General features: G+C 45.2%; 11 protein-coding genes. 9 read left to right on the forward strand and 2 right to left on the reverse strand.

Annotation, left to right across the window (positions count from 1 at the left end; genetic code table 11):
• From rsxC to nth, 5 genes are all read left to right on the forward strand, one after another.
• Complete coding sequence (gene rsxC / locus AB4484_RS20510) at nucleotides 1-2,514, forward strand: electron transport complex subunit RsxC (RefSeq protein ID WP_372080105.1); 2,514 nt, start codon at nucleotides 1-3, stop codon at nucleotides 2,512-2,514.
• Nucleotides 2,514-3,560, forward strand: a complete 1,047-nt coding sequence (gene rsxD / locus AB4484_RS20515; protein WP_372080107.1) for an electron transport complex subunit RsxD — start codon at nucleotides 2,514-2,516, stop codon at nucleotides 3,558-3,560. Before rsxC ends, rsxD begins: the two co-directional genes overlap by 1 nt.
• Before the next feature lie 13 nt (nucleotides 3,561-3,573).
• Nucleotides 3,574-4,203: an electron transport complex subunit RsxG gene (gene rsxG / locus AB4484_RS20520; RefSeq protein WP_012603532.1), complete on the forward strand. Its 630-nt coding sequence runs from the start codon at nucleotides 3,574-3,576 to the stop codon at nucleotides 4,201-4,203.
• Nucleotides 4,203-4,895 carry an electron transport complex subunit E gene (locus tag AB4484_RS20525; protein WP_012603531.1) on the forward strand — a complete coding sequence of 231 codons (693 nt, stop codon included), beginning with the start codon at nucleotides 4,203-4,205 and terminating at the stop codon, nucleotides 4,893-4,895. The genes rsxG and AB4484_RS20525 overlap by 1 nt, the downstream gene beginning before the upstream one ends.
• 164 nt (nucleotides 4,896-5,059) lie before the next feature.
• On the forward strand, nucleotides 5,060-5,695 hold the full coding sequence (gene nth, locus AB4484_RS20530) for an endonuclease III (RefSeq protein WP_050633734.1): 636 nt from the start codon (nucleotides 5,060-5,062) through the stop codon (nucleotides 5,693-5,695).
• 178 nt (nucleotides 5,696-5,873) lie between these two features.
• Here nth and AB4484_RS20535 read toward each other — a convergent pair whose 3' ends face one another.
• Nucleotides 5,874-8,627 carry a cation-translocating P-type ATPase gene (locus tag AB4484_RS20535; RefSeq protein ID WP_372080109.1) on the reverse strand — a complete coding sequence of 918 codons (2,754 nt, stop codon included), beginning with the start codon at nucleotides 8,625-8,627 and terminating at the stop codon, nucleotides 5,874-5,876.
• Nucleotides 8,628-9,392: 765 nt separating this feature from the next.
• Here AB4484_RS20535 and gloA point away from each other — a divergent pair.
• Together gloA and AB4484_RS20545 are read left to right on the forward strand one after the other, a co-directional pair.
• Nucleotides 9,393-9,809: a lactoylglutathione lyase gene (gloA, locus tag AB4484_RS20540; protein WP_004734046.1), complete on the forward strand. Its 417-nt coding sequence runs from the start codon at nucleotides 9,393-9,395 to the stop codon at nucleotides 9,807-9,809.
• A 466-nt stretch (nucleotides 9,810-10,275) separates the two neighbouring features.
• Nucleotides 10,276-10,710 carry a DUF2753 domain-containing protein gene (locus tag AB4484_RS20545; RefSeq protein ID WP_004734047.1) on the forward strand — a complete coding sequence of 145 codons (435 nt, stop codon included), beginning with the start codon at nucleotides 10,276-10,278 and terminating at the stop codon, nucleotides 10,708-10,710.
• Nucleotides 10,711-10,804: 94 nt separating this feature from the next.
• Here the strand turns inward: AB4484_RS20545 and motY are convergent, their stop codons facing one another.
• Nucleotides 10,805-11,686 (reverse strand): flagellar protein MotY, encoded by an 882-nt coding sequence (motY, locus tag AB4484_RS20550; protein ID WP_017063457.1) that lies wholly within the window; start codon nucleotides 11,684-11,686, stop codon nucleotides 10,805-10,807.
• Between the two features lie 188 nt (nucleotides 11,687-11,874).
• Here motY and rnt point away from each other — a divergent pair, with 188 nt between their 5' ends.
• Nucleotides 11,875-12,519 carry a ribonuclease T gene (gene rnt, locus AB4484_RS20555; RefSeq protein ID WP_017061178.1) on the forward strand — a complete coding sequence of 215 codons (645 nt, stop codon included), beginning with the start codon at nucleotides 11,875-11,877 and terminating at the stop codon, nucleotides 12,517-12,519.
• Between the two features lie 65 nt (nucleotides 12,520-12,584).
• A complete protein-coding gene (locus AB4484_RS20560; RefSeq protein ID WP_029235135.1) occupies nucleotides 12,585-13,910 on the forward strand; it encodes a Na+/H+ antiporter family protein in 1,326 nt (441 codons plus the stop codon).
• Nucleotides 13,911-14,106: the final 196 nt, after the last annotated feature.

A 14,106-nucleotide genomic window follows, 5' to 3' on the forward strand; every position in this document is an offset into this window, starting at 1 on the left:
ATGATCTCTTTAATTGAACAAATTCGCACGGGCTCTATTTGGAACTTCCCTGGCGGCGTGCACCCTGCTGAAAACAAGAAACAGTCGAATACTACTGATATCGTCCATGCGAGGCTTCCAGAAGAAATCGTTCTTCCTGTGAAACAGCACATCGGTAAGCCGGGTAACCTATTGGTTGCTGCTGGCGACACTGTGTTAAAAGGTCAGCAACTTACGGCCTTAGATACAGGTTTTACTTTACCAGTACACGCACCAACATCGGGTGTGATTACCGCTATCGAACCGCGAACCACTGCTCACCCTTCAGGCTTGAGCGAAATGTGCGTGGTTATTAAACCTGATGGCCTAGACACTTGGATTGAAAAAAATCCAGTTGAAGATTTTTCGACCAAGACTTCTGACGAGCTGCTTGATGTGATTCGCCAAGCTGGCATTTCAGGCATGGGCGGCGCAGGCTTCCCTACGGCTAAGAAGCTTCAATCAGGCTTAGGTCGTACCGACATTTTGATCGTCAATGCTGCGGAATGTGAACCTTACATCACCTCTGATGACAAGTTGCTTCAAGAACATGCCAACGAAGTATTAAAAGGCATCGAAGTGGTTGAACACATTCTTCAACCAAAGCTGACGGTTATCGGCATTGAAGACAACAAACCAGACGCGATAAAAGCACTTGAGATTGCAGCGAAAGACAAAGATATCGTCATTCGTGTTATCCCAACTAAGTATCCTTCTGGTGGTGAGAAACAGCTGATCAAGATCCTCACCAACAAAGAGGTTCCGGCTGGCGGCATTCCTGCTGATATTGGTGTTTTGGTTCAAAACGTTGGCTCTCTTTACTCAATTAAGAGAGCGGTAATCGACGGCGAACCAGTAGTTAACCGCGTGGTGACTTTAACCGGTAAAACCTTTAAGCAACCTCGTAACGTGTGGGCACTACTAGGTACACCTGTACACGAGTTACTTGAAGAGTTTGGCTACAAAGCCGATAAAAAACTGCCGCGTTTGATTTTGGGCGGCCCGATGATGGGCTTTACCTTGCCGCATGCCAATGTGCCAATCACTAAAACGTCGAACTGTATTTTAGCGCCAACGCGTCGTGAGATTTCACCAAGCACTTACGAGATGGAATGTATTCGTTGCAGCGCGTGTGCTGAAGCTTGCCCTGCGTCTCTACTTCCTCAACAACTGCAATGGCATGCCAAAGCCAACGAGTTGGATAAGTGTGAAGAGCTGAATATTAAAGACTGTATTGAATGTGGTGCTTGTGCGTTTGTCTGCCCAAGTGAGATCCCTCTTGTTCAGTACTATCGCCAAGCGAAAGCCGAAATCAAAACAAGAAAAGACGAAGCGACAGCCGCCGAGCGCGCCAAGATTCGTTTCGAAGAGAAAAACGCTCGTATGGAGCGTGACAAAGCCGAGCGTGAAAACCGCTTCAAGAAAGCTGCTGACAACCGTCGTAAAGACATGAAATCAGCCGATGGTGATGATGCGATTGCAGCTGCGATTGCTCGCGTTAAAGCGCAAAAAGCCGCGGCAGACCAAACGCCTAATGCAGAACCAGCCGTGAAACCTGCGGTAGCCGCTGCGATTGCGAAGGCAAAAGCGAAACAAGCTGCGGCTCAGAAAGCGGATGGCGCTGAACCAGACAACTCTGAAATGTCGAAATTGCGTGAAGAGCGTAAACGACAAGCTCGAGAGCGCAAGGCACAACAAGCAGCAGCTGATACTCCTGAAGAAAACTCAAGTGATGGCAAGAAAGATGCTGTCGCTGCGGCTATTGCTCGCGCTAAAGCGAAGAAAGCTCAACAAGCAGAATCAGCTTCTGAAGCTCCAGCTGAAAAATCAGGTGATGCTAAGAAAGATGCCGTTGCTGCGGCTATTGCTCGCGCTAAAGCCAAGAAAGCACAACAAGCAGGTTCAGCTTCCGAGGCTCCAGTTGAAAATACTGGCGACGCTAAGAAAGACGCCGTTGCTGCAGCTATTGCTCGCGCTAAAGCGAAGAAGGCTCAACAAGCGGAATCAGCTACTGAGGCTCCGGCAGAAAGCTCTGGCGATGCCAAGAAAGCACAGCAAGCAGAATCAGCTAATCAAACCGAAAGTGAAGCTCCGGCTGAAAGCTCTGGCGATCCTAAGAAAGCAGCAGTTGCCGCCGCGATTGCTCGCGCTAAAGCCAAGAAAGCTCAACAAGCTAAGCAAGACGAAACGGCAGAAACTCCTGAGCCAGTGATTGAAGTTGAAGCTGAAACTCAACAAGAGTCAGTCGATCCTAAGAAAGCTGCTGTTGCTGCCGCAATCGCGCGCGCTAAAGCAAGAAAGGCACAACAAGCGAAACAGGAAGAGTCAGCAGAAACGCCTGAATCTGTGGTTGAACCTGCAGTTGAAATAAAGGCTGAAACTCAACAAGAACCAGTCGATCCTAAGAAAGCAGCTGTTGCTGCCGCTATTGCTCGTGCTAAAGCAAGAAAAGCACAGCAAGAGCTAGATAAAAAGAATAATGAGGAGAAAGAGTAGTGGCCTTCTTTATCGCCAGCTCACCGCACGCACATAGTCGTAGAAGCACCCCAGATCTGATGAAATGGGTCGCTATTTGTGCATTGCCAGGTCTACTAGCTCAAACCTACTTCTTCGGATGGGGTACGCTCATCCAGTTAGTATTTGCTATCGCACTTGCGGTTACCTTTGAAGCGGCAATCATGCTGTTAAGAAAGCGCCCGCCAGTGATGGCGCTACGTGATTACAGTGCTGTTGTCACCGCTTGGCTACTTAGTGTCGCGATTCCTCCACACTCTCTGTGGTGGATTCTAGTGATAGGTATGTTCTTCGCAATTGTCATCGCGAAACACCTATACGGCGGACTTGGGCAAAACCCATTTAACCCAGCGATGGTCGCTTACGTTGTTTTGCTGATCTCATTCCCAGTTCAAATGACCAGTTGGAATGCTCCCGCGAGCTTAACGGCTGAAACAACCAGTTTTGTTGACTCATTCTTGATGATCTTTACAGGTTTCGATAATGAAGGATTATCTCTACAGCAAGCTCGTTTAGGGGTTGATGGTACCACAATGGCAACGCCACTCGATGCCTTCAAAACCGCACTAACGGCAGGCAACACCGCTTCTGAAGCTCTGTCCCAACCTCAATTTAGCTGGTTAGCTGGCGTGGGTTGGGAATGGGTAAACCTTGCTTACCTTGTTGGTGGCTTGGTGCTTATCAAACAACGCGTGATTCAATGGCATATCCCAGTCGCGTTTCTGGGTAGCTTAACCCTATTTAGCCTAGTGTTCTTGATGTTCACGCCTGGCGAGACCGCATCACCGACCATTCATCTATTGTCTGGGGCGACTATGCTCGGCGCATTTTTCATTGCGACCGACCCCGTTTCAGCATCCACGACAGTGAAAGGTCGCTTGGTGTTTGGTGCTCTGATCGGCGGTTTAGTCTTTATCATCCGCAGTTGGGGTGGTTTCCCTGATGGCGTGGCGTTTGCTGTATTGTTAGCCAACATGTGTGTTCCACTGATTGACTACTACACCAAACCTCGTACATACGGCCACTAAGGGAGCGGATACCATGCTAAATGCAATTAAGAAAAACGGCCTTGTACTCGCGATTTTTGCGTGTGCTTCGACGGGTTTGGTCGCGGTAACTCACTACCTGACCAAAGATCAGATCAAACAACAGGAACAGGCTCAGTTACTGTCTGTTCTTAATCAAGTGATCCCGCACGATCTGCACGACAACGAGCTGTTTTCGTCTTGTACTTTGGTTCAAGCAGAAGAGCTTGGTACTGAGCAAGCGATGCCGGCTTACATTGCTAAAATCAATGGTGAGCCGAGTGCGATTGCGATCGAAGCGATTGCCCCAGACGGCTACAACGGCGCGATTAAAGTGATTGTTGGAATGAAGATCGACGGTACTATTTTAGGTACTCGCGTGCTTTCTCACCAAGAAACTCCAGGTTTGGGTGATAAGATTGATTTGCGTGTAAGTGATTGGATACTTTCGTTTGCAGGCAAACAAGTAACAGATTCTAATCTTGACCGTTGGAAGGTTCGTAAAGACGGTGGTGACTTTGACCAGTTTACTGGCGCAACCATCACACCAAGAGCGGTCGTGAAGTCAGTCAAACAAGCGGTTCAATACGTTAACCAAAACAACCAAGCATTGCTTGCTCAACCTCTAAATTGTGGTGGTGAATAATGAGTGACCATAAAACACTGATCAAAAATGGCATGTGGGCCAATAACCCTGCCCTAGTACAACTTCTTGGGTTATGTCCGCTGCTGGCTGTATCGTCAACAGTCACTAACGCACTTGGGCTAGGTATTGCTACCTTGCTTGTACTGGTCGGTTCAAACGTTTCTGTTTCTTTGGTTCGTAACCACGTACCAAAAGAAGTGCGTATCCCAGTATTCGTAATGATCATTGCCTCGCTAGTAACGTGTGTTCAATTGCTAATGAACGCTTACGCCTATGGGCTTTACCTCTCTTTGGGTATCTTCATCCCGCTGATCGTGACCAACTGCATCATCATTGGTCGTGCGGAAGCCTTCGCTTCAAAGAATGAAGTGCTACCAGCGGCTCAAGATGGCTTCTGGATGGGTCTAGGCATGACATCAGTATTGGTCGTGTTAGGTGCGATGCGTGAGATTATTGGTAACGGTACCCTATTTGATGGCGCAGACCTGCTGCTTGGTGACTGGGCTTCGGTGTTACGAATCCAGATATTCCAATTTGATAACAGCTTCTTGTTAGCCCTGCTTCCACCGGGTGCCTTCATTGGTGTTGGTTTCTTAATTGCTTTGAAAAACATCATCGATAACCAAGCAAAATCTAGACAACCAAAACAAGAAAAACCAGTCATTGAACGCGCTCGCGTTACCAATGCCTAATAAGTTAAATTAGCTTAAATCCCGCTGAGTTGGCTCAATCACTCAGCGGGGAAAATCAGATCTAAACAGTACATATAATAATGACGCTCATAAGAGCGCGTAACCGATGATAAAGCAGAAGCAATCCAAGCTTCATGCCCTAACTATTTGAAAGTAATGTCGCTATGAACAATGTAAAACGAGTAGAAATACTTGAGCGCTTAAGAGAAAACAATCCAAAGCCAGAGACTGAGCTTAACTGGAATAGCCCATTCGAACTGCTGATTGCCGTTCTATTGTCTGCACAAGCAACCGATGTCAGCGTGAACAAGGCGACGGATAAACTGTACCCTGTAGCCAATACGCCACAAGCTATTTTCGACCTAGGTGTTGATGGTTTAAAAGAGTACATCAAGACCATCGGCCTATTTAACTCAAAAGCAGAAAACACCATCAAAACGTGTCGTATGCTGCTTGACCTACATAATGGTGAAGTACCGGAAGATCGCGCTGCATTAGAAGCCCTTCCAGGTGTTGGACGTAAAACAGCAAACGTAGTGTTAAATACCGCTTTCGGTTGGCCAACGATTGCCGTTGATACTCACATCTATCGTGTATCAAACCGCACTAAGCTAGCGATGGGTAAAACCGTCGACGATGTCGAAGCAAAGCTACTTAAAGTTATCCCAAAAGAATTCAAACTGGATGTCCACCATTGGCTCATTCTTCATGGACGTTACACCTGTGTCGCACGTAAACCACGCTGTGGCAGCTGTATCATTGAAGACCTCTGTGAGTACAAAGAAAAGAGCGAAGATTAGTCTTTCCGTTCACAACGATTAATCAATACGGCAGCGCTTAAAGCGCTGCTTTTTTATTGCCACTCTCTAGAAGCCGCCTCTACATCAGTTTTCATTTCTAATTCTGCGTTCCCAAGATAACAGGCATAAAAATCCCGCCTTTATGGCGGGATTCAATTATTTAGCTAAGAAGTCTGTCTTAGATAAACTTCACTTTAGTCACTTCTTTGATAGCAGATAGAACAAATGTTGGTACTGCTGCAATGAAGATTAACGATATTAAGTGATTAAACTCTAGTGCTTCTGTGCTGAATACCAGCTGGCCGAAGCTTGTGTAAACAACACTTAAAGACAAGATAGCCGATACTGCCACCGCACCAAGTAGGTAGTGGTTAGTGAACGGATTCTTACGATAAATCGTTGTAAACGTACGTGCATCGAACAAGCTCCAAAGTTGAGCAAAGATCAGTGTTAAAAACGCAACAGTTTGTGCGTATTGAGCACTGTAACCACCGTCGAGTGCGTAAGAGAATGTCACAAAGCTTAGACCACCTAATGCGAGACCACGAGTTAGGATACGAGCGCCTAGACCATTAGAGAAGAAGCCTTGGTCACGTTTGCCTGGCTTACGCTCCATGAGATCTTTCTCTTCTGGCTCAACACCAAGTGCGAGTGCTGGTAGACCATCAGAAACGAGGTTAACCCATAAAATCATTAGTGGAGTTAGCGGAAGTACTACATCTGGTCCCATGAGTAGGAATGCAAATAGGATTACCGAAACCTCACCCACGTTCGCTGTAAGTGCTTGGCGGATAAACTTACGTAGGTTATCGAAAATTTGACGCCCCTGACGTACCGCCTTCACGATAGTACTAAAGTTGTCATCCAACAGGATAAGGTCACCTGAGTCTTTCGCAACAGACGTACCTGTAATACCCATCGCAACACCAATGTCTGCACGACGCAGTGCTGGCGCATCGTTCACGCCGTCACCGGTCATAGAGGCAACTTCGTTGTTCTCTTGCTGCGCTTTTACGATACGCAGCTTGTGCTCTGGAGTAACACGTGCAAATACTGCAACCTGAGAACAGACAGACAACAGCTTCTCGTCATCCATTTGGTCAAGCTCTCCACCCGTTACCACTAGATCGTCTTCGCTACGGATAATTCCGATTTCACGAGCAATCGCTGCTGCCGTGACTGCGTGGTCACCGGTAATCATTACCGTACGAACACCAGCGCTATAACAGCTATTTACTGCATCACGCACTTCTGGACGTGGTGGATCCATGATGCCATAGATACCCAGGATGCTGACGTCTTTTTCAAGCTCAGGGAAATCTAACTCAAGCTCTTCTTCTTTTAATTCACGGAAACCAACGGCAAGTGTACGCAGAGCATCACCACCAAAGGTTTGGATTGCCGCTTCAAAGTCTAAATGAAGTTCTTGAGACGGTGCGGTATCGAGAGCCAAGTTGCCTGAAACTTCACAGCCAACCGTTGGTACGAAACCACCGTCAACCATGAAGCTGGTTGATTTACCAAGAACAACATCTGGCGCGCCTTTCAATGCTAGGAAGTGCTTACCTTGTGGGTCACGAACGATAACAGAAGCCATCTTACGACCAGAATCGAACGGGAACTTTTTAACAATTGAGTAGCCACCCGTTGATAGCATTTCATCTTGTTTAAGACCTGCTTTTGCAGCTGCAACAATTAGTGCACCTTCTGTCGGGTTGCCACGAACCGTCCATTTACCATCAGCATTTACATATTCAGCATCGTTACAAAGCGTTGCAACAACAAGACCTTTCATCATTGCAGGGCTGTTTGTCGCTTCGACATTGTGACCTTTGGTAATGAATTCACCCTTAGGATCAAAACCTTTACCTGATACATCCCAGTAACGACCAGACACATCGTACGCTTTCATTACCTGCATTTGGTTTTGTGTTAGCGTACCAGTTTTATCTGAACAGATAACGGTTGTAGAACCAAGCGTTTCGATTGCTGCTAGCTGTTTAGCCAAAGCATTATTCTTAACCATCTTAGTCGAGCCCATCGTTAATACGATAGTAACCACCGTTGGTAAGCCTTCAGGAATAGCGGCAACCGATAAAGAGATACCTGTTGTTAGGATTTCTAACCATGGCATACCGTGGTAAACACCGATAGCACAAACAATAGCAACAACCACAAGAGCAACAACCAATAACGCGAGTGCGATGGTGTCCATACGCTCTTGCATTGGTGTTTTCGTCTCTTCCGTTTGGTTCATCATATCAGCGATGTGACCAACTTCAGTTTGCATACCTGTGCTTGTTACAACAGCAAGGCCTGTACCTGTAGTCACGATTGTTGTCATGAAGCCCATGTTCTTCTGATCGCCAAGACCAAGAGTCTCATCTTCAAGGCGTTCAGACTGCTTGTTCACTGGCTCAGATTCACCGGTCAGCGCAGCCTCATCTACCGTCAGACGGTTTGACTCAAGAATACGAACATCAGCAGGCAGAATATCGCCGGTATTAATTTTGATGATGTCACCAGGAACGAGGGCTTTAGCTGGAACACTGATCCATTTACCATCGCGCATCACTTCGGCTTCTGGAGCTGCCATTTCTTTTAGCGCTTCCATCCCTTTCTGAGCTTTAAATTCTTGCCAGAACGCGATACCAGTATTGATAAGGATAATCACTGCAATAGCAATAGCATCAATCGCGTGGCCAGTAGACCAAGAAACGATTGCACCAACAGCTAGAATAAAAATCAGTGGGTTTTTATATTGATGAATATACAGTTCCCACGCAGAAGCTGACTCTTGTGCAGTCAGTTCGTTAGTGCCGTGCTTCTCTAAGCGTGCATCCGCTTCAGAAGTTGATAAACCTGTCGTTTGATCTGCGTTCAGTTCGTTTAAAACATCTGAACTTTGTTGTGTAAACCATTTACTCGTCATTTGAGTACTCCACATCAATGCCTCACGCCGAGGCTAATGTAATAAAATAATACTTATTCTTATGTGATAGAAAAGATCGCACAAATCAAAAGTGAATATTTAATCGATTTGGTGCGCTTGAAAAACTATATAGTAAGGATTGTCTATTTAGCAAAGATCCTAAAAGATACACTTGATACACACTTGACAACTACTTTGAAAACACAACCACCCCAAACATCAAACATAAAACAAACAATACAAGCCCAAACTATTGTTTAAAAAAGATAAGCGCAAAAAATAGACACCCTTTATGCTTTCGTAAAAACCATTGGTTATTAGCGTATTTTATCGAAAATTCCTTAATGACGAAGTGAAACATCGGAATAACCTTTCTATAAACAGGGAGATATTGGCGTAATCATAAATTGATAAAATGGAAAGTTAGATGCCAATTGTAAAAACGAAAGGAAATCAGCAACAAGATAGAGATATAAGTCACAATTCAACAACCAAGACCATTCTTGGCCATTACAAAAAAGACCAACACTCAAACTTACTATTTATGCAAAACTGCGAATTAAGCGCTAGTGACTGACAAATTAATAAGGCCGTCGTCCTTTAATTTCTTGTAATACAAATAAGAAAAAGGTAGAGGGGGAGAGTAAGATAGATGATGAGAATAAGAAAATATGACCAAACTCATCATCTCTTTGGTGTTGCTTATGAGCTTGCTCATATATAGTGCTATAAAAGAAACAACCAATAACAAGCTAGGAGCAAATCATGTCAAACGGTCGTATTTTACACACCATGCTACGCGTGGGTGATCTAGACAAGTCTATCGAGTTCTACACCAATGTAATGGGCATGCAGCTATTACGTAAGAACGAAAACAAAGAGTACGAATACACACTGGCTTTCGTTGGCTTTGGCGACGAATCTCAAGGCGCAGTGATTGAGCTGACTTACAACTGGGGCACCACGGAATACGATCTTGGCTCTGCTTTTGGTCACGTTGCTATCGGTGTTGATGACATCTACACAACGTGTGATGCGATTAAAGCAGCTGGCGGCAACGTAACGCGTGAAGCGGGTCCGGTTAAAGGCGGCTCTACACACATTGCGTTCGTGAAAGATCCTGATGGCTACATGATTGAGCTGATTCAGAACAAACAAGCAAGCGCAGGTCTAGAAGGTTAATTCCTTAACCTCTTTGCGAAGTTGGGTTTGAACGCCTGAAGAAATGAAAAAAGAAGCGAGCACTATGCTCGCTTCTTTTTTATCACTCTCCCCATAATCGATATTCTTTACTAGGGCTTGTTGATGTTTTGCGGTTGAATTTTGTTCGAGATAAAAGCGTTTTAATCGCGGCGAGGGAGAAGTAGCCTAGTCATTTTAAGCAAGTCTCCCTCAACAAAGAGAAAACGCTTTTTGCCGAACCCTTTGGGCAGCGTTTGCTGGTTATTAACGACTACGTTATCAACTTCTCTTACAAACAAACGACATATCAAAGCCTCATCCTTCCATATAAACCCAGCAACTCGCTGCAAAAACAAGCTCAAAAGGTCAACATGCCCTATATATTCTTAACAATCTCATTGATGAAACTTTACATGATAATGATTATCATTTAAATTGACCACCTATTGATTAATGAGGTAATACAATGATTAGCGAATGGGAAAAACACACGTTACTTGCCGATACTGCATTGCAGCTCGACGATCCTGTACGAAGTATTCTTCATTATCAGCAGGCTTTGAACTTAAGTGAAGAAATTACAGAACGCACCGATATTCAAGCCGATGAACGCTTACTGATCTCGGTGATTTCTTGCCACAATCTTGCTCAATTCTGGCGTTGGGCTGGCGACACTGAATACGAGCTCAAGTATCTTCAACTGGCTTCCGAAAAGGTACTCACACTGATCCCTCAGTGCCCTAATACTCAATGTTCAAGCTTTATCGATTCTATTGGTTGCTGTAAGAAAGCGCTGATCGATTTCATGAAACGCCACCCAAACCCTAAAATTGCCTCTATGGTGGAGAAGATCGATACCGCGACCAATTGTGAAATGATCGCCCGCTTCCGCTTGAATTAAACAAGTTCCGTTAAAACAACGACTCTAAATCTAAAACATAAAAAAGCCCGTCATCAAGACGGGCTTTGTCATTTCAAACGAGCAACTGTTTAGCTTAAACCTGTGTACGACCTAAAGAGATCACAACACGTCGGTTCTTGTCTTTACCAATTGGCGAGTTATTGTCTGCAATCGGACGACGCTTACCATAACCTTGTACTTGAATACGATCTTCTGGCAGGCCTAGGGATTTGAAGTATTCTCTTAACGATTCCGCTCTGCGCTCTGAAAGATTTTGGCTAATACCTTTGCTGTCGACAGAGTCGGTGTACGTTGCCACCAGCACAAGGTCGATGTCTTGGTTATAGCGAACGTAATCGGCAATCTGGCTCAGCCTTTTGCGCGACGACTTGTTCAGTTGATCGCTGTTGCGGTCGTAATGCAAAATAGTAAAAGAGATATCTTCAAAGCTGTAAGGCAGCAGGTTAGCAACACAGTCACTGAACACATTGTATTTTTCTTGGAATAGCACTGACGACAACGACACTTCGATACGTTGATCTCGGCTCTGCCACTCTTGGTAGCTGAATGTCGGATAACGCCCTTTCTCCAACTCACTCAAGATGCCCCAAGCTGTTTGACCGCCGACATAGCCGTCAAATTGCTGGAAGAACTTAATGGTTGTCATGCGATCAGCACTTTCACCCGGACGCCAAGGTGGCGGCATAGAGATCAAGCTTACATTGCGCGTCGCACCCATTGGGCGGCGCATTTTAAGCTCAAAGTCCAAAATGATTTTTTTACTCGCGCGAGATGAGAACTCAGCATCACCAAAGTTTGGAATTGGGTGAACCAAGCGACATTCTAGTGGCGTGTTGGCCACCATCTCCCACGTCGACTGTTGAGGAGATGCTCCGTAACGCTTTTCTTGTGCCATGACCGATGACGACACAAGTAGCGAAAATAGCATTGAACCTGTTATGAGTTGTTTCTTCATAAAGTGGAGTATCTCTTAAGCAATTCGTTTAACAATGCAGCCAATTGCCGCATTTTTCTCTCACGTTTAAATATGCAATTATCAAGCCGTAATGGGTTAGGTAATTTATGATTTATTGCCCTTCCCTAGTTTTTATCACTGCTATTATCTGCAATAATGCAGCCTTAATCACACTTATTTGGGCTAACATGACTGTAGAAAACGAAGCTCTGACCCTAAAAAAACGCTTTCGCGGCTATTTTCCAGTGGTCATCGACGTGGAAACCGCAGGGTTTAACGCTGAAACCGATGCATTATTAGAAATCTGTGCCATTACATTAAAAATGGATGAGAACGGAGATCTGCACCCTGCATCAACGCTTCATTTTCACATTGAGCCTTTTGAAGGCGCAAATATAGAGCAGGCAGCATTAGACTTTAACGGAATTAAAGACCCATTTAGCCCATTACGTGGTGCTGTGTCGGAACAAGAAGCCCTTAAAGAAATCTACAAGCTAGTGAGAAAAGAACAAAAAGCTTCAGATTGCAGTCGCGCAATCATGGTTGCTCACAACGCTACATTCGATTTGAACTTCGTTAATGCGGCAAGTGAGCGCTGTAAGCTTAAACGCGTCCCTTTCCATCCATTTGCTACTTTTGACACTGCAGCTCTTAGTGGTCTTGCCTACGGTCAAACCGTTTTGGCTAAAGCTTGCCGCACTGCAGGGATGGAATTTGACAACAAAGAAGCACACTCTGCTTTGTATGATACGCAAAAAACCACAGAGTTATTTTGCGGCATTGTAAACAAATGGAAAGCCCTTGGTGGTTGGCCTCTTGTTGACGAAGAATAAAAAATAGAGTCGGTAAACGTTCACTCGTATTGCCTTCATAAAAAACACAACATCCCGAGAATAATATGAATCCTGTTGTAATTTCAGTTTGCATCATGCTTGTTTTAGCTTTGATGCGCGTAAACGTAGTCGTTGCTCTGACGTTCAGTGCAATTATCGGTGGCGTAGCCTCTGGTATGAGCTTGAACGACGCAGTCGCGGCTTTCGAAAGTGGATTAGGCGGCGGTGCAACGATTGCACTTAGCTACGCTATGCTTGGTACATTCGCTGTTGCTATCTCACGTTCTGGTATCACAGATCTCCTTGCTCAAAGTGTTATCAAACGCATTCACGGCAAAGAGAACAGTGCAGCATCGACTGGTCTTAAATACGGAATGCTTGCGTCGTTGATCTTAGTGACCATGTCTTCGCAAAACGTGATTCCAGTACATATCGCCTTCATCCCAATCTTAATCCCACCTCTACTAGGCGTATTCGCAAAAATGAACCTAGACCGTCGTCTAGTTGCGTGTGTACTTACTTTTGGTCTGATTACGCCTTACATGGTGTTACCAATTGGTTTTGGCGGCATCTTCCTAAACAACATCCTGCTTAAAAACCTTCACGACAATGGTCTTGAAAACGTTGTAGCAAGCCAAGTACCTATGGCAATGTTGTTACCAGCAGCAGGCATGATCTTCGGTCTTCTTACTGCAGTATTCTTTACTTACCGTAAGCCTCGCCAATACAAAGAAACCTCTCACACGGTTGTTTCAACAGAAGTGAAAGAGATCAACAAGAAGCACATCCTAGTTGCAGCAGCGGGTATCGTAGCAGCGCTAACAGTTCAACTGTCGACGGGTTCTATGATCATCGGTGCTCTAGCGGGTTTCATGGTATTTACCTTCGGTGGCGTTATTGCTTGGAAAGAGACACAAGATGTTTTCACCAAGGGCGTTCACATGATGGCGATGATCGGTTTCATCATGATTGCAGCGGCAGGTTTCGCAGCAGTAATGAAGCAAACTGGTGGCGTTGAATCTTTGGTTGAAGCACTTTCAACAAGCATCGGCGACAACAAGCCTCTAGCAGCACTACTTATGCTAATTGTTGGTCTATTGGTTACTATGGGCATTGGTTCTTCGTTCTCTACGATTCCAATCCTTGCGACTATCTACGTTCCATTAGCAGCAGCATTTGGCTTCTCGCCAATGGCAACAATCGCTCTAGTAGGTACAGCTGCAGCACTTGGTGATGCGGGCTCTCCTGCTTCTGACTCAACATTAGGTCCAACGTCTGGTCTAAATGCTGATGGTCAACACGAGCACGTATGGGAAACCGTAGTACCGACGTTCCTGCACTACAACATCCCGCTGATCGTCTTCGGTTGGATTGCAGCCATGGTTCTGTAATTAGGTTCTGTAGTTAAAGAACCCTAAGCTAACTTTTATAAAGACCGCCTCGTGCGGTCTTTTTTGTATCTGGGATTCATTCCACTCTTCCTTCCTATCTTTTCAAACAAGCTAACCTTCTGAACCAACGTCACTTTCTATACATTATCCCGTGCGCATTGATATGCAACTTATGGCTATTCATTAAATTCACTTC

The organism is Vibrio sp. 10N.261.46.A3 (assembly GCF_041472995.1).
Taxonomy (GTDB): Bacteria; Pseudomonadota; Gammaproteobacteria; order Enterobacterales; family Vibrionaceae; genus Vibrio; species Vibrio coralliirubri.

Bases quoted from the DNA above. Each gene is read 5' to 3' on its own strand.
- rsxC (WP_372080105.1), top strand. From the start codon at position 1: ATGATCTCTTTAATTGAACAAATTCGCACGGGCTCTATTTGGAACTTC.
- rsxG (WP_012603532.1), top strand. From the start codon at position 3,574: ATGCTAAATGCAATTAAGAAAAACGGCCTTGTACTCGCGATTTTTGCG.
- AB4484_RS20525 (WP_012603531.1), top strand. From the start codon at position 4,203: ATGAGTGACCATAAAACACTGATCAAAAATGGCATGTGGGCCAATAAC.
- nth (WP_050633734.1), top strand. From the start codon at position 5,060: ATGAACAATGTAAAACGAGTAGAAATACTTGAGCGCTTAAGAGAAAAC.
- AB4484_RS20535 (WP_372080109.1), bottom strand. From the start codon at position 8,627: ATGACGAGTAAATGGTTTACACAACAAAGTTCAGATGTTTTAAACGAA.
- gloA (WP_004734046.1), top strand. From the start codon at position 9,393: ATGTCAAACGGTCGTATTTTACACACCATGCTACGCGTGGGTGATCTA.
- AB4484_RS20545 (WP_004734047.1), top strand. From the start codon at position 10,276: ATGATTAGCGAATGGGAAAAACACACGTTACTTGCCGATACTGCATTG.
- motY (WP_017063457.1), bottom strand. From the start codon at position 11,686: ATGAAGAAACAACTCATAACAGGTTCAATGCTATTTTCGCTACTTGTG.
- rnt (WP_017061178.1), top strand. From the start codon at position 11,875: ATGACTGTAGAAAACGAAGCTCTGACCCTAAAAAAACGCTTTCGCGGC.
- AB4484_RS20560 (WP_029235135.1), top strand. From the start codon at position 12,585: ATGAATCCTGTTGTAATTTCAGTTTGCATCATGCTTGTTTTAGCTTTG.